The organism is Weizmannia acidilactici (genome assembly GCF_008974185.1).
Lineage (GTDB): Bacteria > Bacillota > Bacilli > Bacillales > Bacillaceae_C > Weizmannia > Weizmannia acidilactici.
In genome coordinates this window covers 1-19,209 of sequence record NZ_BKZP01000003.1, presented here as the reverse complement: position 1 = coordinate 19,209, position 19,209 = coordinate 1, and the positions used below count along the sequence as shown (strand labels likewise).

Annotated in this window: 17 protein-coding genes; 11 read left to right on the top strand and 6 right to left on the bottom strand. The window is 47.1% G+C overall.

Features of this window, described 5'->3' with window-relative positions; translation table 11 throughout:
• The first annotated feature begins 36 nt into the window (after positions 1-36).
• Complete coding sequence (locus tag BpJC4_RS01885; protein ID WP_151697495.1) at positions 37-780, top strand: polysaccharide deacetylase family protein; 744 nt, start codon at positions 37-39, stop codon at positions 778-780.
• Positions 773-1,351 carry an undecaprenyl-diphosphatase gene (locus BpJC4_RS01880; protein ID WP_151680252.1) on the top strand — a complete coding sequence of 193 codons (579 nt, stop codon included), beginning with the start codon at positions 773-775 and terminating at the stop codon, positions 1,349-1,351. Before BpJC4_RS01885 ends, BpJC4_RS01880 begins: the two co-directional genes overlap by 8 nt.
• An 86-nt stretch (positions 1,352-1,437) precedes the next feature.
• Here the strand turns inward: BpJC4_RS01880 and BpJC4_RS01875 are convergent, their stop codons facing one another.
• On the bottom strand, positions 1,438-2,934 hold the full coding sequence (locus BpJC4_RS01875) for a catalase (RefSeq protein ID WP_151697462.1): 1,497 nt from the start codon (positions 2,932-2,934) through the stop codon (positions 1,438-1,440).
• 219 nt (positions 2,935-3,153) lie between these two features.
• Here BpJC4_RS01875 and BpJC4_RS01870 point away from each other — a divergent pair, with 219 nt between their 5' ends.
• The 3 genes from BpJC4_RS01870 to BpJC4_RS01860 all read left to right on the top strand — a co-directional run bounded on the left by BpJC4_RS01870 (position 3,154) and on the right by BpJC4_RS01860 (position 5,318).
• The gene (locus tag BpJC4_RS01870) at positions 3,154-3,939 is read left to right on the top strand and encodes a C39 family peptidase (protein WP_371862295.1); all 786 of its coding nucleotides are present in this window, start codon (positions 3,154-3,156) and stop codon (positions 3,937-3,939) included.
• Between the two features lie 67 nt (positions 3,940-4,006).
• Entirely contained in the window at positions 4,007-5,038 is a 1,032-nt protein-coding gene (locus tag BpJC4_RS01865; protein ID WP_151680249.1) for an EAL domain-containing protein, read from the top strand.
• 13 nt (positions 5,039-5,051) lie between these two features.
• Positions 5,052-5,318: a hypothetical protein gene (locus BpJC4_RS01860; protein WP_151680248.1), complete on the top strand. Its 267-nt coding sequence runs from the start codon at positions 5,052-5,054 to the stop codon at positions 5,316-5,318.
• 84 nt (positions 5,319-5,402) lie between these two features.
• Here the strand turns inward: BpJC4_RS01860 and BpJC4_RS01855 are convergent, their stop codons facing one another.
• Entirely contained in the window at positions 5,403-8,507 is a 3,105-nt protein-coding gene (locus tag BpJC4_RS01855; protein ID WP_151680247.1) for an efflux RND transporter permease subunit, read from the bottom strand.
• A gap of 279 nt (positions 8,508-8,786) precedes the next feature.
• On the opposite strand from BpJC4_RS01855, the gene BpJC4_RS01850 reads away from it, so the two are divergent.
• Positions 8,787-9,659, top strand: a complete 873-nt coding sequence (locus BpJC4_RS01850; RefSeq protein ID WP_172967511.1) for a TetR/AcrR family transcriptional regulator — start codon at positions 8,787-8,789, stop codon at positions 9,657-9,659.
• A gap of 111 nt (positions 9,660-9,770) precedes the next feature.
• A complete protein-coding gene (locus BpJC4_RS01845) occupies positions 9,771-10,418 on the top strand; it encodes a phospholipase D-like domain-containing protein (RefSeq protein ID WP_253724281.1) in 648 nt (215 codons plus the stop codon).
• A gap of 332 nt (positions 10,419-10,750) precedes the next feature.
• Here the strand turns inward: BpJC4_RS01845 and BpJC4_RS01840 are convergent, their stop codons facing one another.
• Positions 10,751-11,071 carry a thioredoxin family protein gene (locus BpJC4_RS01840; RefSeq protein ID WP_151680245.1) on the bottom strand — a complete coding sequence of 107 codons (321 nt, stop codon included), beginning with the start codon at positions 11,069-11,071 and terminating at the stop codon, positions 10,751-10,753.
• Positions 11,072-11,352: 281 nt separating this feature from the next.
• Between BpJC4_RS01840 and BpJC4_RS01835 the strand changes: the two genes are divergently transcribed.
• On the top strand, positions 11,353-12,501 hold the full coding sequence (locus tag BpJC4_RS01835; protein WP_151680244.1) for an FtsW/RodA/SpoVE family cell cycle protein: 1,149 nt from the start codon (positions 11,353-11,355) through the stop codon (positions 12,499-12,501).
• Between the two features lie 36 nt (positions 12,502-12,537).
• On the opposite strand, the gene BpJC4_RS01830 is transcribed toward BpJC4_RS01835, so the two are convergent.
• The 3 genes from BpJC4_RS01830 to BpJC4_RS01820 form a co-directional block, all read right to left on the bottom strand.
• Positions 12,538-12,873: a spore coat protein gene (locus tag BpJC4_RS01830; RefSeq protein WP_151697461.1), complete on the bottom strand. Its 336-nt coding sequence runs from the start codon at positions 12,871-12,873 to the stop codon at positions 12,538-12,540.
• A 38-nt stretch (positions 12,874-12,911) separates the two neighbouring features.
• A complete protein-coding gene (locus BpJC4_RS01825; protein WP_151680242.1) occupies positions 12,912-13,169 on the bottom strand; it encodes a hypothetical protein in 258 nt (85 codons plus the stop codon).
• 73 nt (positions 13,170-13,242) lie between these two features.
• Positions 13,243-13,374: a YuzL family protein gene (locus BpJC4_RS01820; RefSeq protein ID WP_151697460.1), complete on the bottom strand. Its 132-nt coding sequence runs from the start codon at positions 13,372-13,374 to the stop codon at positions 13,243-13,245.
• 211 nt (positions 13,375-13,585) lie between these two features.
• On the opposite strand from BpJC4_RS01820, the gene BpJC4_RS01815 reads away from it, so the two are divergent.
• From BpJC4_RS01815 to BpJC4_RS01805, 3 genes are all read left to right on the top strand, one after another.
• Positions 13,586-15,970 (top strand): 3-hydroxyacyl-CoA dehydrogenase/enoyl-CoA hydratase family protein, encoded by a 2,385-nt coding sequence (locus tag BpJC4_RS01815; RefSeq protein ID WP_151697459.1) that lies wholly within the window; start codon positions 13,586-13,588, stop codon positions 15,968-15,970.
• A gap of 44 nt (positions 15,971-16,014) precedes the next feature.
• A complete protein-coding gene (locus BpJC4_RS01810; protein WP_151680239.1) occupies positions 16,015-17,193 on the top strand; it encodes an acetyl-CoA C-acetyltransferase in 1,179 nt (392 codons plus the stop codon).
• Positions 17,194-17,292: 99 nt separating this feature from the next.
• Positions 17,293-19,077, top strand: coding sequence for an acyl-CoA dehydrogenase FadE (locus BpJC4_RS01805; protein ID WP_151680238.1), 1,785 nt, complete (start codon positions 17,293-17,295; stop codon positions 19,075-19,077).
• The last annotated feature ends 132 nt before the right edge of the window (positions 19,078-19,209 follow it).

Below are 19,209 nucleotides of genomic sequence, written 5' to 3'. Positions count from 1 at the left end.
CTTTTGAAAGGGGTGATTTCATTGTTGGTCCATGTGATGATGTTCTTGTTTGCACTGCTTTTCATTTACGCTATTATTCCATATATTTTATCCACATGGTTCAGCACCGGGGTGTACCGCAAAGGGAAGAAAAACGGGGAGATTGCTTTGACTTTTGATGACGGCCCGGATCCTAACTATACGCCGGAACTGCTTGATCTATTAAGGCGTGAAGGCGTCAAGGCCACTTTCTTTCTTGTCGGGGAAAGGGCGGAACGGTATCCGGAACTGGTTTTGCGCATACATCGTGAAGGGCATTGTATCGGCATCCACAATTATGTGCACCATTGCAACTGGCTGATGGCGCCGTGGAAAAATGCGCGCGCGCTTGAACATTCGGCGCGGATCATTGAAAAGATCACCGGCGAAAAACCGGCTTATTACCGCCCGCCATGGGGGATGATCCAGCTGTTTGATTTTTTCCTGCACAGGCAGTTTAAAATGGTGCTCTGGTCGAGGATGTTCAGGGACTGGCGCAAAAAAGGCGGATCGGAAAAAATTTCGCAGGGGCTCCCCACCCGTGTAAAAAGCGGAGATGTAATTTTGCTGCATGATTGCGGCGTAACCTGGGGCGCGGATGAAGATGCCCCGCATTATACCATTAAAGGGCTGCGGCATGCGATTCCGCAATTGAAAAAACGCGGCTTCCGGTTTGTCCGCATTGACGAGATGTTTAACACCGAACCGTCATCTGCCGAAATGGGCCGTATCAGAAAGGATAGAGAATTGATTCATGAATGAGAATGCCGAATTGTTTTTTATGATCCACAATTTATCCGGGCATGACCGTTTAATAGACCAATTGATGATATTTTTTACACAGGATGCTCTTCCGCTTTTTGCCGCCGTTTTATTGTTGGTATGGCTTTTAGGTAATAACAAGATGAAAAAAATGGTGCTTTATGCGGGGATAACAGGTATCGCCGCTTTGATGATCAATTATTTCATCACGCTCGTTTACTATGAACCTCGGCCATTTGTTACTTATCATATCCGGATCCTGATTCCGCATGCAGCAGACGATTCGTTCCCGAGCGACCATGCATCGGGCACCTTTGCGATCGCTTTTGCTTTATGGATGCGGAACCGGAAACTAGGCTCGGTCATGATTGTCTGTGCCATTTTAACCGGCATTTCCCGGGTATGGGTCGGCCACCATTATCCGCTGGACGTCGCGGCAAGTATTGTTGTTGCATTGGTAGCGGCATATGGCATCCATAAATTGGAGCATTTCTTTAATCCGGCTTTTGAAAAATTGATCCAGTTGTATCATGAAGTGCTCGCGAAATTTACAAAAAAAGTATATAAATGAAAAAGCCCCGCATTGCGGGGCTTTTTCATTACAGACGTACGTGGGCTGTCCGGCTGAACAGGCATGCCCGTTTGTTTGCTAAGTCATTATTTTCCTGCCACAGCGGCTTCGACTTCGCTCATAGCGATGCCGATTGCTTTCGCCACGCCCTCGCCGTATGCAGGATCCGCTTTGTAGCAGTTTGTAATATGGCGGAGTTGGACTTCTTTTGTCGTTCCCTGCATGCTCCGGGCCGTGTTTTCGAACAATCTTTGCTGTTCATCCGGCGTCATGAGCCTGAAAAGTTTTCCCGGCTGTTCATAATAAAGGTCATCATCTTCCCGGAAATTATGGTAGTCAGCCGTACCGAAAATATCCAGTGCCGGTTCCTGATGTTCTTTGCTGTCTTCCCATTCGCCGTAGCTGTTTGGGCTGTAAGAAATAGAGCCTCCTTCAGCCGGGTTGAAAATTCTCATCGCGCCGTCACGGTGGTATGGATGGAAGTTTTTCGCGTTTTTCGGATAGTTGACTGGAATTTGCCAATGGTTCACGCCTAAACGGTAACGCTGCGTATCGCCATAGGAGAAGAGGCGGCCCTGCAGCATTTTATCCGGCGAGAACCCGATTCCCGGAACAATATTGGTCGGGGCAAATGCGGCCTGTTCCACTTCCGCAAAGTAGTTATCAGGATTGCGGTTCAGTTCAACAACACCGACTTCAATCAGCGGAAAATCTTTATGGTACCAGACTTTTGTTAAATCAAACGGATTGTATGGGAGATGCCTCGCTTGCTCTTCCGTCATCACCTGGATGTACATCGTCCATCTTGGATAATCCCCGCGCTCGATGGCTTCAAACAAATCCCTTTGGTGGCTGTCGCGGTCTCGTCCGATCAGTTCCTGCGCTTCCTTGTCTGTTAGGTTTTTAATCCCCTGCTGTGTTTTAAAGTGGAATTTCACCCAGACGCGTTCATTATTTGCGTTGAACATGCTGTACGTGTGGCTGCCGAACATATGCATATGCCGGTAACTGGCCGGTATACCGCGGTCGCTCATCGTAATCGTGACCTGATGGAGCGCTTCAGGAAGCAGCGTCCAAAAATCCCAATTTGCCTGCGCACTGTGCATGTTTGTGCGCGGGTCGCGTTTGACGACATGGTTCAAATCAGGAAAACGCTTCGGATCCCTCAAGAAGAAGACCGGCGTGTTGTTGCCGACAAGGTCCCAGTTGCCTTCTTCCGTGTAAAATTTCATTGCGGTCCCGCGGATATCGCGTTCGGCATCCGCCGCGCCGCGTTCACCGGCAACAGTGGAAAAGCGGATGAACATATCAGTTTTCTTGCCGACTTCAGAAAAAAGCTTTGCTTTCGTATATTTTGTAATATCGTTCGTCACTGTAAATGTTCCGTAAGCGCCGGAACCTTTTGCGTGCATCCGCCGTTCCGGAATGACTTCGCGGTCGAAGTGGGCCAGTTTTTCAACGAACCAGTAGTCCTCCATCAATAACGGGCCTCTTTTGCCTGCCGTTTTGGAATCTGTATCGTTCGGAACCGGTGCACCAAACGCGGTAGTCATTTTCTTATTTCTGTCTTTTTGGTTGCTCATCAATCTTCCACCCTCTTTAGAATAATGATATCTATATAATAACATATTTATTTTAAAAATCAACTCTTATTTAAAATAATTTTAAATAAGGATTTGAAGCCACGATATTATCAATAAAAACGAGAAAAAATGAATATAAATTTTTCATTTAGATGGATACGGCAATTGAGAACAAGCAACCACTGTCTTTAACAAGATATAGTAGAAGAAGGTGAAGATATGGAGAAACGAATGTTTGCCCTGTTAGGCATCGGATATATGCTCATTGCTTTTCTTCCGGGATACGGGACAAAAGAAAAATCGTATCCGGAAGAAAAAACGGAGTACCGGAACGTGGAAAAATTGAAAACCGGTGACTCATCCGGCCCGGGAGAGCAAGAGGAGAAGAAAATCTTGGATGTGCCGCTCATCTGGCAAAATCCCGAGTTGAAATACGGCTGTGAAGTGACGAGCCTGGCGATGGTTCTCCGGTATGCCGGCATAAAGGCCGATAAAACAGCGCTTGCCAAACAAATCAAGAAAGATTCGGATCCGCTCAAAAAGACAAAAAGCGGGGACATTGTCAGCTGGGGTGATCCGGAAGATGGCTTTGTCGGGGATGTTTCCGGGAAAAAACCGGGCTATGCGGTATATGATCGTGAAATTGCGGCGCTACTTGACCGCTATATGCCGCACAGGGCGTATAATTTAACCGGCGCGCCGTTCGAAAAAGTGCTGCAGCAGGTGGAAGACGGGCGCCCTGTTGTCGTTTGGACAACCGGGGATTACCGGCTGCCGGACAGATGGGAAAAGTGGCAGCATAAGGATGAGGTGGTCAAAACGCCGCTTGATTTGCATGCGGTCGTGCTCGTCGGCTATGACGCCGGCCATGTCTATATAATAAATGACCCGCTTTCCGGGAAAAAACCGCATAAAGTGATAAAAAGCAATTTACCGCTTCATGGAATGCATTGGGAAAAAGGGCGGTCACCTATCTGCCGTGAAAAATTTCACATTTTCGATTGATTTAGTGGCAATGTCAAGAATATTTTGATATAACTAAGTTAAAACACCGGATAGAGGATGGATTAATATGCCAAATGAGAAGTTGAAACTGCAGAACGATGCATCATTCCATATTCCGGAAAGCGGATGTTTATATATACAAAAAACTCCTGCTGTGATTGAGTACTTTATGCAAAATTTCCGCATAGAAGAAGTACATTCCGATCATTTGGTTATCCCGTATTCGACAAAAGCGGCTTTATTTGACATGCTAAATGATATACCTGAAACGGCCGAACTATTCACCAATGTCCAGCCATACGGACGGAGCGGCATGCCACTAAGCTTGCCGCTGCCCTATTTGAAAGAACGGATTAAACATGAATTGCTTGTGAAAGTGATCATTTCCGGAAGCCTTACAAGTTATTTCCAGCCTATTATCCGGATGAAAGACAACAAAATTTACGGTTATGAATCGCTGCTCCGCACCAACTTTCCGAAACGGAATATCCCGCCCGGCCTTTTATTTGACGTGGCCCACAAAACGGGGCTGCATTCCCTTTTGGATCTGCGCGCAAGGGAAGCGGCGCTCGAAGCCCGGGCCGGGAAACTGCCCGGCGGCGTGAAAAGCTTTATTAATTTTTTGCCAGCATCGATTTACGATTATAAGGTTTGTTTACGCCAAACGTTCACTATGATCGAACAGCACGACATTTCCCCGCAGGATCTTGTTTTTGAAGTCGTGGAGACTGAAAAAATTTCCAATGTCCATTTTTTGAAAAGCATCCTCGACGTGTACCGGGAACTCGAGGTGGAGGTGGCGCTCGATGATCTTGGTTCGGGTTATGCCACGCTGGAAACTTTAAAAATCTTAAATCCAAACTATGTCAAAATTGACCGCTTCTTCATCTCACATTGTGATCAAAATAAAGTAAAGCAGCGGTTCCTGCAGGAAGTCATGAATATTGCGAATGCAACCGGCATTTTTGTACTTGCGGAAGGCATCGAACGGAAAGAAGAGCTCGAATACTGCAAATCTATCGGCATGCACTATGCGCAAGGCTATTTTATCGGTAAACCGTCCCCGGAACCGGAATTGGCACTGGCTGCGAAAATGTAAAAGGCTTTCATGTATGATGACCGCTTTTCTTGAAATCAATATTGCCCTGCGTAAAAAAGGGGTGCCTCAGGTTAGTGAATGGCTTGTGGGGCAGTTCCTTTTTCGTTGGGGCATGATAAAAATCCAACAAGTGGGTTTCGGCAGCAAGACGGTCGCAATTTGTTTTGCGAAATTGGCGGAAGATATAGGAAAATCGGCGGACATTCCGGAAAAATCAGCGGAAGTGCCGAAAATATCGGCGGAAAGGTACGAAGAATCAGCGAAGCGAATGAATGGGTGACGCTTTTTCCTTCACAAAGCCGGTGAAGGAATATCATTTTCCAGCTAAAAAGGGGGCGCCCCCTTTTTAGCCGGAATGCTGTTCTTATGCTTCTTTTATTTTTTTACCTTTTTTCCTGAATTTCATTAAAAATTCGTAAACAACCGGTACGATTAAAAGCGTGAGCAGGGTGGAGCTTGTTAATCCCCCGATAACGGTAATGCCGAGCCCTTTTGAAATGAGCCCGCCGCCGCCGTATCCCAATGCGAGCGGAACGAGCGCAAAGATGGTAGCAAAAGCGGTCATTAAAATCGGGCGCAGCCTTGTAGCCCCTGCTTCCAGCAACGCTTCCCTTGTTGACAGCCCTTCCCGCTCTTTATGGACAACCCGGTCGATGAGCACGATCGCGTTCGTAACGACAATCCCGATCAGCATCAGCGCCCCGATCATGGCAGTGACGCTGATTGTTTCATTCGCCCAAAACAGCGCAACCAATGCGCCGATCACTGCAAACGGCAGCGAGAATAAAATTGTAAATGGTGCGAGCGCCCCGCCGAATGTAATGACAAGCACAAGGTATACAATTGCAACTGCGGCCGCCATCGCATAACCGAGTTTTGTAAACGAGTCATTGATGTCTGTTGTAACGCCGCCCGTTTCCACATGGATATATTTCGGGATATCAAGTTTGTCCACTTTCTTTTGAACATCCTGCGTGACCTTCGAGACATCTGCCGTTTTAATTGTCCCCGTTACACTGGCATAAATTTTCCCGTCACGTTTTTGGACCGCATTCGGGGTTTCCCCTTTTTTCACCGTGACCACATCTTTTAATGGAACTTTTGTACCGAGGGAAGTGGTTATTTGTTTCTTTGTCAGGTCATTGATGTCCTTATAATCGGAATCCGCCGCTTTCACATATACATCCAGTTCTTTGCCGTTTTTTTCAACGGTAGTAAGGATGGACTGGTTGCCTGTTTGCGCCAGCCCTGTGCCGAGCTGCCCGGCCGTTAGTCCGAGCCGGCTCAACTTGTCCTGGTCCGCCACGAGTGTATATTGGCTATACGTTTTTGAAAGGCTTGTTTCGACATTCTTTAAGTCATGATTGTTTTTCATAACGTTTTCGATTTTGTTGACCACAGGCTTGATTTCTTCCATATCGTTGCCGTATACATACATCGTTAAATCTTTGCTTGACCCGGCGTTAAAATCCTGTGCTTTCCAAGTCCCCTGGTCAGACAGTTTTTGGATCGCTTTTATGACTTTTTCCGGTTCTTTATCAAAATTCTTCGTGTTTTCTTTGTACTCTATGACAAAAACCGCGGAGTTGCTGCTCGTGCTGTAAGTTGTATTGCCGATCGAGTACTGCACATTTTTTACGCCTTCACGTTTCAATAAAAAGTCTTCCGCTTTTGCAGTAACTTTCTTTATATCAGACAGCGTTTCGCCCGGATCCGGCGTATACGTGGCATAAACCACTTTCTGTCCTTCGTTTTCGATAAAGCTGACGCCGATCAGCGGGGTTAAAAACAAGCTTCCGATTAAAAGTAGGCATGCTGTACCGAAAGTAACCAGCTTATGGTTGAGCGACCAGTCCAGCACTTTTTTATATAAAGAAGCAAGCGTGCCGTGCTCTTTCTGCAGTGCCCCGCTTTTTTTCTTCACCCCGTTTTGAAACAGCGAGTGCGCAAACATCGGGACGACGGTGATTGCGACCAGAAGCGATGCCAAAAGCGCAAAAATAAGCGTCAAAGCAAATGGCATAAACAGCTCGCCGACCATGCCTTTTACTAACGCCAGTGGCAAAAATACAACAACGGTAACGATTGTGGAGGCCATAATCGGCTTAAATACTTCGGTTGTCGCTTCACGGATCAGCGCCTTGCCTTTCAGTTTTTCACTTGGGGAGTTCAGGCGCCTGTATATATTTTCTATGACAACAATCGAGTCATCGATGACACGCCCGATTGCGACCGTCATGGCCCCAAGCGTCATGATGTTTAAGGTGATGCCGAGCTGCTTCAAAATGATAAAAGAAATCAGTAGCGAGAGAGGAATGGAGACAACCGCGATAATCGTGGAACGCACATTCCGCAAAAACAACAGAATGATCAAAATTGCAAAAATTGCCCCGATAACCGCTTTTTCAAGCATCGTTTTCACTGAGTCTTTGATCGGGGTGGCCTGGTCCAAAATTGTGGAGACCTGCATACCCGGATAGTTGACTTTAAATTTTTTCACTTTTTCATTTACAGCGTCGGCCACATCTACCGTGTTGGCATCCGGCGCTTTTGTAATTTGAATGCCAATGGAGTCATTTCCGTTCGTTTTCGAAATCGACTCATGTTTGCCGACAACTTTAATGTCCGCAATATCTTTTAATGCAACAGTCGGGATTCCGGCCTGCGCCGCACTTTGGGTGCCGGAAGCGGCAGATGCGGAATAGCTGCCGGTTGTGCCGGATGTTGGGGTATACGGGATTTTCATGTTTTCAAAAGATTTAAGGGATTTTACATTCCCGTCGATTTCAACCGATTTGTCCTGTTTCCCGAAGTTAATTAAACCGAGCGGAACTGTAATATTTGAGTTTTGGATCACCTGCTTTACAGTATCTTCAGTAAGCCCCAGTGCATTCAGCTTATTTTGGTCAAAGGTCAATTGGACTTCCTGGACATACTGCCCCGAAGTCTGAACATCAGATACACCGTCAATGCTTTGGAGTTCTGGAACAAGATCTTCTTCGACTATTTTTGTTAAATCTTGAAAAGACTTATGCTGATTTGAAACACTTAAAGAAAGGATCGGGAAATCGTTGATGCTGATCCTTTGTACTGCAGGAGCGTCGACATTATCCGGCAGATCCACTTTTTCGAGCGCATCCTGGATATCTTTTTTCGCTTGGTCCATATCCTGCCCGTATTTATACTCGAGCTGGATCTGGGAGCTGCCCTCGGTTGATGAAGTGGTCACGGTTTGGACACCGGTAAGGTCTTTCACTTTTTCTTCGATTGGCGTGGTGATTTTATCTTCCACTTCCTGCGGTGTTGCTCCGGTATCGGTTGTCGTGATCATCATAATCGGGGCATTGATATTCGGAATGGTTTCCATTTTCATATTCATTCCGGCGTAAATGCCTGCGCCTGTAACAATCAGTGTCATGAGCCAAATGGCAAACTTGTTGCTAAGGCAGAACTGGATAATATGTTTCACGGTAGTTGCGACACTCCTTTGAAAATGATTGATGACCAGTCAGAATGATTTGACTGACTGGTCATATTCCAGTTATAATATAACTGACTTTATTTTTGATTTCAACCTTTTTTAGATAAAATTTGTGAAAATAATGTAGAAGGCAGGGTAATATTTATGGAGATGATATTTTGCCCACTTTCCTAACAAAGCAAGGGCAAAACAAAATTTCCCTAGGTTACAGGGCTGAAATTGATGGATGTCATTTGTTTCGGTTGATTATTCTATGCGGTGATGAAGATGAAGCAGAAAAAAGAGGAATTAATCCGGGCGGCAATCAAATTATTTGCGGAGAAAGGCTACCAAACGGCAACGGTCCAGGACATTGTGAATGTTTGCGGGATTTCCAAAGGGGCTTTTTATACGTACTTTTCTTCAAAAGATGAGTTATTAATAGAAATTTTCCAATACTATTTTGATGAACTTTCAAAAATATTGAAGGAAATCGAGAAACAAAAAGCCACGCCGAGGGAAAAGGAAAAAAGGCAGCTGGTTTCCCTGTTTCAATTTTGCATCCGGCACCGCGATTTTATCGTCATGCTGCAGCGGGAACAAAACCATTCTATAAACGAGGGCTTAAGGGTATTTTTCGAGAAAAAGAATTACGCTATACAAAAGTACTATAAAGAACTGATGCTTTCAATATATGGGGAAGCATTTGAACCATATGTGCTGGACGCTATTCTCGTGTACGGGGGCATTGTTCATGCATACATGAAAATCACGGTCATTGATGGCGTAGAGGTGGATCTGGAACAGCTCGCAGAATTTATTATGGATCAATTGGATTACGCTGCTGAAGGCTTTTTGAAAGAACGGCGGCCGCCCCTTGTCCGTCGCAAAATTGAAGACCTTTATCCGGTGAATGATGAAACCGGCGAAATATGCAGCCTGCTTGCGGAAATGAAGAGGAAGATTGCGGAGCTTGATCTGCCACTTGAGGAGAAGCAGGATCTGCAAAATGCTGTCCTGATGTTAAAAGAGGAATTGTACCAGGAAAAGAAAAGAAAATACGTTTTTCAAGGCATGCTGTCCCTTTTTTACGGGATCGCGGAATTGAGACGGTACGGTGAAAAAATTGCAGAAGCATTGGGAATTAAGCTTTTACCTTAAAAAGGAAGGCCTAAAGCCGTTGATGCAAGTGGCTGGCATTCGAATATCGCTTTTCTCGTAAAAGGGTCGATCGTAAGCGATGTACTGAAATCGGAGCAGTCGGCTTCCGATATGTCGGACGGGCCAAAACTACCTGCGTATAAGGGGAAAAAGGAGGAAAAAGGCGATATTGCTGTACAGCTGTTAACCGAGGGGAAAGTGTACAGCCGATTAATGAAGGAACTGAACGCCACGAAAAAAGGTGATACAATTTCAATGGCGATGTTTTATCTGGCGGACAGGAGAGTGGTCGATGCGCTTGAGGAGGCATCGGCACGCGGGGTTTCCATCCGGCTCATTTTGGACCCGAACTTAAATGCGTTCGGCCATAAAAAAATCGGGCTGCCGAACCAGCCTGTAGCGCAGGAGCTGGCGCAAAAAACGGACGGGAAAATCAAAATTCGCTGGTACAATACTGGGCTCGAGCAATTCCACCCAAAACTCATATGGATCGAAAAGCCCGGACAATCGCTGTTTTTCGGCGGGTCGACCAATTTGACGCTAAGGAATTTGGATGATTACAACCTAGAGACGGATTTGTTTGTAAAAGCCCCTAATAACGCAACCGTCACAAAAGACATCAGCCGCTATTTCGGGCGGCTATGGACAAATAAGGATGGTGCCTTCACCGTTCCGTACGAAAAACATAAAGGCTTCACCACCTATTTTTTAAAAGGCATTTACCGGCTCCAGGAAATGTTGAAATTGACAACATATTAATAAAAGGTTATGTTCGTAATCAATGTTGATGATCGCGAAATCCGCTTCGCTCCCTGCGTCTGCGGGCCACGTTCGATATCTCAGCACGAGGGGTTTCTTCTTGCCGCTATCCCGCAGGAATCAACAATATAATGTAACAGAGCCAATAAAAAACGGAGGGGCCTCGGCCAGGGGGATGGATTTCACTGTCTTCGGCTAAGATAAAGGAAACAAGGCGCGGGACGGGCTATTACCCGCCTTGCATAGGACAGAACCGTCGGCCGATAGCGCCCGCAGCTGTACAAAGCGGGAGATGCCCCTCAGCAAAAAAATCGGCACGCGGCCGATTTTTTTTATAATGCAACGGAATCCAAAAATTCGCGGACCTGTTCGGGTGTTTTTGCGTTCGCGCTGTGCAGGTGCGCTTTTTTCTCGCCGTTTTGAAACACGAGCAGGCTCGGGATGCCCATTACTTGGTTTTCATCCGCAATGCTGCGGAACTCGTCGCTGTTGATTTCGTACCATTTGTATTGCGGGTAATCCTTGATGATATCCCCGATAAACATATTCATTACTTTGCAATCCGGGCACCAATCCGCATAAAATTTTACGATGACCGGATCGCTTCCCCTGGTAATTTTTTTAAACGCTTCTGTGCTTTTGATCGGTTCCATAAATCATAACCATCTCCATCGATATTTTTTCGCTTTCCTACTATTTTAATCGGCAGAACAGGAGGATTCAATTTTTTTTAACTGATGCCGGCCTCCTCAAAAATATTTCCAAAAGGAAAATGATTGTGCTTATGCCGGTATGATGTATAATAAAGTTTGTATGAAAAAAACGATGAGTGTTTCCGTTTTGCGCGCCTGCCTTATGCATTAAAAAATAGATTTTACAGGCCGGCTGCTTTCTTTTGCTATGACATTAAAGCACGCAGATAGGTGATATTTGAATGGCTTCACACGATAATAATTCCAGAATTGACTACGGCCTTGTCCTGACGCTGATGTTGTTCTGCATTGTCAGCCTTGTGTCGATATACACTGCCAATCACAGCTTTGTATTAAAACAAGCGCTTTTCTATATGATTGGCGTCGGCCTGATTGCGCTTGTCATCAGACTGGATTCAGAACAGCTGAAAAAAATTTCCTGGTACGGCTACGGGCTTGGCATTCTTCTATTGGTTTTGCTGATGATTGCGCCGGCCTCCATTGCCCCTGTGATTAAAGGGGCAAAAAACTGGTTCGTGTTTCCGGTCATCGGTTCGTTCCAACCGTCGGAATTCATGAAGCCGTTTTTGATCTTGGCAATGGCCCGGCTCATATCGGACCATAACCAAAAAGTGCTGAACCGGACAGTAAAATCCGATTTTTGGCTGTTTATCAAGCTCGGCTTATGTCTTTTTGTGCCGCTGATGCTGACTATTTCCCAGGATTTGGGAACCACTTTGGTGTTTATTGCCATCTTTTTCGGGCTCGTTTTTGTGTCGGGGATCACGTGGAAACTGCTCCTTCCGATTTTCGGCGGCGGTGCGGCACTTGTTGCGGTCATTTTTTATTTTGTCCTCTGGAACCCGAAGATACTTGAAACCTACCTCGGCGTCCGCCAATACCAGTTCGGCCGGATTTATGCCTGGCTTGATCCGTACAACTATTCTACGACGGACGGTTACCATTTGATCAAGTCTTTAATGGCGATCGGGTCGGGGCAGACATTTGGGAAAGGGCTCGGCACGACGGAAGTCAATCTTCCGGAAAACCAGACGGACTTTATTTTCAGCGTCATCGGGGAACAGTTCGGCTTCATTGGCGGAAGCATCGTCATCGGCTTGTTTTTTATGTTAATTTACCATATTATCAAAGCTGGGCTTGAAACGAAAAATGATTTTTACACGTACATTTGCGCGGGCGTCATTTCAATGATTACGTTCCACGTATTCGAAAACATCGGCATGACGATCCAGGTATTGCCGATCACCGGGATTCCGCTTCCGTTTATCAGCTACGGGGGCAGCTCGCTGATGGGCAATATGCTCTCGGTTGGGTTTATTTTTTCCATCCGTTACCATTATAAAAAATATATGTTTTCGAGCGAGAATTAAAAAGCAGGCGGGGCTTATGGCCCCGCCTGCTTTTGATCACTGCACCTGGCCTCCGTACGGGAACTGCGACGCGTAGCCCTGATGCTGCTGGTAAGATTGCTGCAGTTTCTGCTGCTCCGCCGCTTCAAGACTATACCATCCTCTTTTGAACATCAATTCGTACAGTTTGCGCTGCTGGTTTTGTGTTTCCGTGAAAATGGAAAGGAGATCGCGGTACAGCGCTTCGTGACTCGCTTCATTCATTGCCGTATTATAGGAAGCCGTCATGTATTTTTCCATGGAAAGCAGGTCATAAGCGAGGTCGCGGTCGTTCATCTCCGGCGTTTCGGGGACCTGCGTTTTCGGGTTTTGAATTTTTTGCTGGTTGTCCATCTTCATGCCTCCTCATCTAGTGGATTAAGGGCCGCCTGTTACTGCTGCAGGTGGTTGTTCAAATGCCCCATGATCTGCAGGTAATGGCGCTGGTGCATTTGCCCGCACGCTTCAAAAACCGTTTTTAATTCAATGTCCCGGCAGCGCATGGCGGCATCATGCGCTTTTTTCATTGCAAGCAGATTCCATGCCAGCATATCATTCACATATGCCAAATCTTTTGTCGACATTACCTGTGGTGGAGCGCTGTAATTCATTTGCGCGTTTTGCTGCTGTGAAAAAGGCTGCTGTTGCATGATTGTTCCTCCTTTATTACATGTCTTTTCCTATTGTTTGAAAGAGTAGCGCATCTTATGCAGGGCAGGGCTGCTATTTTTTGTACTGGTTGTTCTGGCTGTTCACTTTACCACCGCCGTCCGCTTCGATTGTCGGTCCGGCGTTGCCTTTTACGCTTGCTGCACTGACGCCTGCTTTAGATGGGTTTTTCTTTAATTTTGCCATGTTTCCACCTCCTCATCGGCTTGCGGGTTTATCTTGTCCAAATCGGCGCGGAACATAAAAAATTTTAAAAAATGGTCATTTTTTGAGAATAAGTGATTGATAGGACGGAAAAATTCGTATATATTATTATTAGAAAAGCTGAAAGCGTTATTTTTTTAAAAAGTATAATGAATGAGTATTCATTCAAAAGATTGTCGAAAGGGGATGCATTATGCGGTATAACATTAAAAAAGCGGCCGTTCTCGGTTCCGGCGTAATGGGATCTGGAATTGCCGCACATCTGGCAAACATCGGGATCCCAACACTTTTGCTGGATATCGTCCCGAACGGTCTGACAGAAGAGGAGAAAACAAAGGGGTTAACATTGGAAGACAAAGATGTCAGGAACCGCTTCAGCCTAACCGCGCTCAAAAAACTGCTGAAGCAGAAACCGGCCCCGCTCACTTCAAAAAAAAGCCTGTCTTTGATCGAAGCGGGGAATTTGGAAGATGATATCGGCCGTTTAAAAGAAGCGGATTGGATCATCGAAGTGGTTGTGGAACGTTTGGACATTAAAAAATCCGTGTTTGAAAAAGTCGACCAATACCGCCGGCCGGGCACGATCGTGAGCTCGAACACGTCCGGAATTTCGATCGAAGCAATGGCGGAAGGGAGGAGCGAAGATTTTAAAAAGCATTTCCTCGGCACCCACTTTTTCAACCCGCCGCGCTATTTGAAACTGCTGGAAGTGATTCCGACGGCCGATACCGATCCGGAAGTCGTTGCTTTTATGAAACAGTTTGGTGAAGACGTGCTCGGAAAAGGCGTCGTCATCGCAAAGGATACGCCAAACTTTATCGGCAACCGCATCGGCACATATGGCCTGCTTGTCACTGTCCGCGAAATGATAAAAGGTGGTTATACGATCGGGGAAGTCGATTCCATTACGGGCCCGGTTATCGGGCGCCCGAAAAGCGCGACGTTCAGGACGCTTGATGTCGTCGGCATCGATACGTTTGTCCATGTTGCAAAAAACGTATATGAAAAAGTCGGCGGTGAAGAAAAAGAAATCTTTAAAGTACCGGATTTTATGCACAAACTCGTTGAAAAAGGATGGCTCGGCAGCAAAACCGGTCAGGGCTTTTATGTGAAAAAAGGCAAAGACATTTATGAACTGGATCCTGAAACAATGGAATACGGAGAGCGCACAAAAATGAAAGCGGCTTCTTTAAAAGCGGCCCAGCAGGTAAAAGGCGCTGCCAATAAAATAAAAACCATCATCTACGCAGATGACCGCGCCGGCCGGCTGCTCTGGAACATCCTCGCCCCGTGTCTCGCTTATACGGCGGAACTGACCGGCACCATTGCCGATGATATCGTTTCGATCGACCGGGCGATGAAATGGGGGTTCGGCTGGAGCTACGGGCCGTTTGAAACATGGGATGCGATTGGCGTTGGAAAATCCGTGCAGAAAATGGAGCTGGACGGCATCCGGGTGCCGGGCTGGGTAAAAGAAATGCTCGATAAAGGCTTTACCTCTTTTTACAAAGAAGAAAACGGCGTTGTTTTCTATTACGATAACGGCGAATACAAAGCCGTGGAAACGAACCCGAAAGAAATCAGCCTGAAAGCTTTGAAAAAACAAGGTAAAACCATCAAAGAAAATGCCGGCGCCAGCCTGATTGATATCGGCGACGGGGTGCTCCTGCTTGAATTCCATTCGAAAAGCAATGCCATCGGGCTCGATATTTTGCAAATGATCAATTTTGCGATAGATGAAGTGGAGAAAAATTACAAAGGGCTTGTCATCGGCAACCAGGGCAAAAACTTCTGCGTCGGGGCGAACCTGGCGTTAATGCTTATGGAAGCGCAGGATGACAACATTTTTGAACTCGATATGGTCGTCCGCCAGTTCCAAAATACGATGATGAAAATCAAATACAGCTGGAAGCCGGTTGTCGCCGCGCCGTTCCAGATGGCGCTCGGCGGGGGTGCTGAAGTTTGTCTGCACACGGCGCACATCCAGGCGGCAAGTGAAACGTATATGGGCCTTGTGGAAACCGGGGTCGGGCTGCTTCCGGGCGGAGGCGGCAATAAAGAGCTGTACATGAAGCACTTGAAAAATATCCCGAAAGGTGTGCAGTTTGACCTGCAAAATGTTGCCAACAGAGTCTTTGAAACGATCGCGACGGCAAAAGTGTCCACATCCGCCGAAGAAGCGCGCGAAAACGGCTTCCTCGATCAGACGGACGGCATCAGTTCCAATCCGGACCACCTGATCTACGATGCAAAACGGGCGGTGCTGCATTTGGTTGAATCCGGTTACAGACCGCCTGTCCGCGAAAAAATCCCGGTCGTCGGGGAAACAGGTTATGCGGCGCTTTTGCTTGGGGCGCAGCAGATGTATCTGTCCGGTTATATTTCTGAATACGATTTGGAGATCGCGAAAAAGATTGCATACGTGCTTTCGGGCGGGAAAGTGCCATTTGGGACAAAAGTAGATGAACAATACTTGCTGGATTTGGAAAGGGAAGCCTTCTTAAGCTTGATCGCCCAGCCGAAAACACAGCAGCGGATGCAGCACATGCTGCTAAAAGGAAAACCGTTAAGAAACTAATTTTAACTAATTTTTTGGCAAAAACACGGAAAGAGGGGAAATCGATGAGGGAAGCTGTCATTGTGGCAGGTGCGAGAACGCCGGTCGGCAAAGCAAAAAAAGGGACGCTGGCAACAGTCAGGCCGGACGATTTGGGCGCGTTGGTCGTAAAAGAAACGTTAAAACGCGCCGGCAACTATGAAGGGAATATTGATGATTTGATTATCGGCTGCGCCATGCCGGAAGCGGAGCAAGGCATGAACATGGCGCGCAATATCGGGGTTTTGGCGGGGCTCGCGGAAACGGTGCCGGCAATCACGATTAACCGCTACTGCTCATCCGGGCTGCAGGCGATCGCTTACGGCGCGGAAAGGATTATGCTCGGCCATTCCGATACGGTTATCGCCGGCGGGGCGGAATCGATGAGCCTTGTCCCGATGATGGGGCATGTTGTCCGCCCGAATGTGAGGCTCGCGGAAACGGCGCCGGAATATTATATGAGTATGGGGCATACGGCTGAAGAAGTCGCGAAACGATTCGGCGTCAGCCGCGAAGACCAGGATGCGTTCAGCGTGCGTAGCCACCAAAAAGCGGCGAGAGCCATTGCGGAAGGCAAATTTAATGAGGAAATCGTCCCGGTCGATGTCACGATCCGTACGGTGAACGACGATAACGAACTCATTGAAAAAAAGGTTGTATTTTCGCAGGATGAAGGCGTCCGTCCGGATACAAACTTGGAAACGCTCGCAAAACTGCGTCCGGCATTTTCGGTAAACGGCACCGTTACGGCCGGCAACTCGTCGCAAACAAGCGACGGCGCCGCCGCGGTCATGCTAATGGATAAAGAAAAAGCCGAATCCCTTGGCCTGAAGCCACTTCTGAAATTTCGCTCATTTGCGGTTGCAGGTGTCCGCCCTGAAATCATGGGAATCGGCCCGGTGGAAGCCGTACCGAAAGCTTTGAAACTGGCAGGTTTAAACCTTGAGGATATCGGGCTGTTTGAATTAAACGAAGCATTCGCTTCACAGTCGATCCAGGTCATCCGCCAGCTCGGCCTTGACGAAGATATTGTCAATGTCAACGGCGGCGCTATTGCCCTTGGCCACCCGCTCGGCTGCACAGGCGCAAAATTAACCCTCTCACTTGCGCATGAAATGAAGCGGAGAAATGTGCAGTTCGGCGTCGTCACGATGTGTATTGGCGGCGGCATGGGCGCAGCCGGCGTGTTTGAACTCGTTTCATAAAAGGGGCGGTCCGGAAACTTTCGGCAAGTTTGATCCCTTGAAGGGGCCGGAGCCGCATCCCGCATTCGAATTTGAAATACGAAAAGGGAGGAATTTGAAATGGCAAACCAAACTGAAGAATTTGTAAAAGGCGGCAGTTTCTTAATCGACGACATTACACCGGAACAAGTGTTTACGCTCGAAGAACTTTCCGAAGAACAAAAAATGATTGCCAAAACGGCGGAAGACTACACGAACAATGAAGTCATACCGCAAGTGGAATACTTGGAAAACCATGAATTCGACCGTTCCGTCAAATTATTGAAAAAAGCCGGCGAACTCGGGCTTTTAAGCGCCGATGTCCCGGAAGAATACGGCGGCCTTGCCCTTGATAAAGTGAGCTCCGCTTTGATTTCCGAAAAAATCGCCAAGGCCGGCGGATTTGCAATTTCCCACGGCGCCCATGTCGGCATCGGGTCGCTTCCGATCGTTTTATTTGGAAACGAAGAACAAAAGAAAAAATATTTGCCGAAACTGGCAACGGGAGAATGGATTGCCGCCTATGCCTTAACTGAGCCAAGCTCCGGATCGGATGCACGCAGCGCCAAAACGACGGCGAGATTAAACGAAGCCGGTACCCACTATATTTTAAATGGGGAAAAACAATGGATCACGAACGCGGGATTTGCAGATGTCTTCACCGTTTATGCGCAGGTGGACGGCGACAAATTCACGGCCTTTATCGTGGAACGCACTTTCCCGGGCGTTTCGACCGGTGCGGAAGAAAAGAAAATGGGGATCAAATCGTCTTCCACGAGAACCCTTATTCTTGAGGACGTGCAGGTTCCGGTGGAAAATGTGCTCGGCGAAATCGGCAAAGGGCATAAGATCGCGTTCAACATTTTAAATATCGGCCGTTATAAATTAGGGCTCGGCGCAGTCGGATCCAGCAAATATGTATTGGAAATTGCCGTAAAATATGCGAACGGCCGCCAGCAGTTCAAAACGCCGATTTCCCAGTTTAACCTGACGAAAGAAAAATTCGGCACGATGGCTTCGAAATTGTATGCAGCCGAAAGCTCTGTATACCGCACAGTCGGATTGTTCGATGAAAGAATGAGCCACTTTACGCCGGAAGAAGAAAAAGACGGGCGCGCGGTGGCCAATGCGATCGCAGAATACGCGATTGAATGCTCGCTGAACAAATTCTTTGCATCCGAAGTGCTTGACTATATTGTCGACGAAGCAGTGCAAATCCACGGCGGATACGGATTCATGGATGAATACGAAGTATCGAGGGCTTATCGCGACTCCCGCATCAACCGGATTTTTGAAGGAACGAACGAAATCAACCGCCTGATCGTGCCGGGTACGTATGTGAAAAAAGCTTTCAGAGGGGAACTGCCACTTCTCGAGAAAGCGCAAAGCCTGCAGGAAGAATTGATGATGATGATGCCGGACCAGGTGGGCGATGAGCCGCTTGAACAGGAAAAATATTTGGTCAGGAACATGAAAAAAATTGCGCTGCTTGTGGCAGGAACGGCGCTGCAAACTTTCGGTAAGAAATTCGAAAACGAACAGGAACTGCTCGCCAATGTGGCCGACCTCGTTTCGAATGTATATGCAGCCGAGTCCTGCGTGCTCCGGACAGAAAAAGCGATCAACAAAGAAGGCGTAGACAAACATCAACAAAAACTGTTGTACACGCAAATTTTCACACAAGAAGCGTTCAACCAGTCAGAACAAATTGCAAAAGAATCGCTTGCAGCCTGCCTGGAGGGCGACCAATTGCAAATGACGCTGTCCGCGCTCCGCAAATTAACGCGCCACACGCCGATAAACGTCATTTCGAAAAAACGCGAAGCCGCCGACAAAATCATCGAAGCCGAACGTTATGTGCTGTAATATGAAAGAAAAAGGGCTGTCCCCAAAGTCAGTGAGCTGACCCGGGGGCACCCCTTTTTTAATGCAAAGCAATGTTATCAGAGACTGTTGGAATAATAACCATTTTTTATAATTTATTGGCATCAGTTATTA

What these genes read in the sequence shown, in the direction of transcription:
- BpJC4_RS01885 (WP_151697495.1), top strand. Translation starts at nt 37, where the DNA reads ATGATGTTCTTGTTTGCACTGCTTTTCATTTACGCTATTATTCCATAT.
- BpJC4_RS01880 (WP_151680252.1), top strand. Translation starts at nt 773, where the DNA reads ATGAATGAGAATGCCGAATTGTTTTTTATGATCCACAATTTATCCGGG.
- BpJC4_RS01875 (WP_151697462.1), bottom strand. Translation starts at nt 2,934, where the DNA reads ATGAGCAACCAAAAAGACAGAAATAAGAAAATGACTACCGCGTTTGGT.
- BpJC4_RS01870 (WP_371862295.1), top strand. Translation starts at nt 3,154, where the DNA reads ATGGAGAAACGAATGTTTGCCCTGTTAGGCATCGGATATATGCTCATT.
- BpJC4_RS01865 (WP_151680249.1), top strand. Translation starts at nt 4,007, where the DNA reads ATGCCAAATGAGAAGTTGAAACTGCAGAACGATGCATCATTCCATATT.
- BpJC4_RS01860 (WP_151680248.1), top strand. Translation starts at nt 5,052, where the DNA reads ATGATGACCGCTTTTCTTGAAATCAATATTGCCCTGCGTAAAAAAGGG.
- BpJC4_RS01850 (WP_172967511.1), top strand. Translation starts at nt 8,787, where the DNA reads ATGAAGCAGAAAAAAGAGGAATTAATCCGGGCGGCAATCAAATTATTT.
- BpJC4_RS01845 (WP_253724281.1), top strand. Translation starts at nt 9,771, where the DNA reads ATGTCGGACGGGCCAAAACTACCTGCGTATAAGGGGAAAAAGGAGGAA.
- BpJC4_RS01840 (WP_151680245.1), bottom strand. Translation starts at nt 11,071, where the DNA reads ATGGAACCGATCAAAAGCACAGAAGCGTTTAAAAAAATTACCAGGGGA.
- BpJC4_RS01835 (WP_151680244.1), top strand. Translation starts at nt 11,353, where the DNA reads ATGGCTTCACACGATAATAATTCCAGAATTGACTACGGCCTTGTCCTG.
- BpJC4_RS01830 (WP_151697461.1), bottom strand. Translation starts at nt 12,873, where the DNA reads ATGGACAACCAGCAAAAAATTCAAAACCCGAAAACGCAGGTCCCCGAA.
- BpJC4_RS01825 (WP_151680242.1), bottom strand. Translation starts at nt 13,169, where the DNA reads ATGCAACAGCAGCCTTTTTCACAGCAGCAAAACGCGCAAATGAATTAC.
- BpJC4_RS01820 (WP_151697460.1), bottom strand. Translation starts at nt 13,374, where the DNA reads ATGGCAAAATTAAAGAAAAACCCATCTAAAGCAGGCGTCAGTGCAGCA.
- BpJC4_RS01815 (WP_151697459.1), top strand. Translation starts at nt 13,586, where the DNA reads ATGCGGTATAACATTAAAAAAGCGGCCGTTCTCGGTTCCGGCGTAATG.
- BpJC4_RS01810 (WP_151680239.1), top strand. Translation starts at nt 16,015, where the DNA reads ATGAGGGAAGCTGTCATTGTGGCAGGTGCGAGAACGCCGGTCGGCAAA.
- BpJC4_RS01805 (WP_151680238.1), top strand. Translation starts at nt 17,293, where the DNA reads ATGGCAAACCAAACTGAAGAATTTGTAAAAGGCGGCAGTTTCTTAATC.